Below are 436 nucleotides of genomic sequence, written 5' to 3' on the forward strand. Positions count from 1 at the left end.
ATTAACGCCAACCAGTGCTGTCATAGAACTTGGTGGGCTCTTGAAATCCACTTCGCGCACTGCTGTGTGCCCATTCCGATACGTTACTGTTACCCCTTGAGCAAATATTCCAGATCCGTTCATTGGCTTTTTACTCCATCTATTAAGGCATTGCTAATCCGCCCGCTTGTGCCACGTAATAAATCAATATAGGTTGGAACCTCACCGTTTTTCTCACTCAAAGCATCTACATAAAGGACACCTCCGTATGTCGCTGCTGTTTCTCTCGCAACCTGTTGAGCAGTTGCAGGGGAAATAGTGCTTTCAGAAAATACTGCATGGATATTGTATTTGCGAACCATATCAATAACATGCTTAACTTGCAGCGGTGTACCTTGCTGATCAGCAGTAATTGGCCACAAATAAAGTTCTTTCAGATCAAAATCACGCGCCAAAT

At 43.8% G+C, this 436-nt stretch carries 1 protein-coding gene and 1 pseudogene; both read right to left on the bottom strand.

Annotated features, from left to right (window positions below; genetic code table 11):
* Nucleotides 1–123: pseudogene (locus J7R10_RS10120) on the bottom strand (manganese/iron ABC transporter ATP-binding protein); the annotation flags it as partial.
* On the bottom strand, nt 120–436 hold a 317-nt coding region (locus J7R10_RS08825), incomplete at its 5' end, for a metal ABC transporter solute-binding protein, Zn/Mn family (RefSeq protein ID WP_208436487.1). The gene J7R10_RS08825 and the pseudogene J7R10_RS10120, both read right to left, overlap by 4 nt.

It is taken from the genome of Bartonella vinsonii subsp. berkhoffii ATCC 51672, from assembly GCF_902825225.1.
Taxonomy (GTDB): Bacteria; Pseudomonadota; Alphaproteobacteria; order Rhizobiales; family Rhizobiaceae; genus Bartonella; species Bartonella berkhoffii.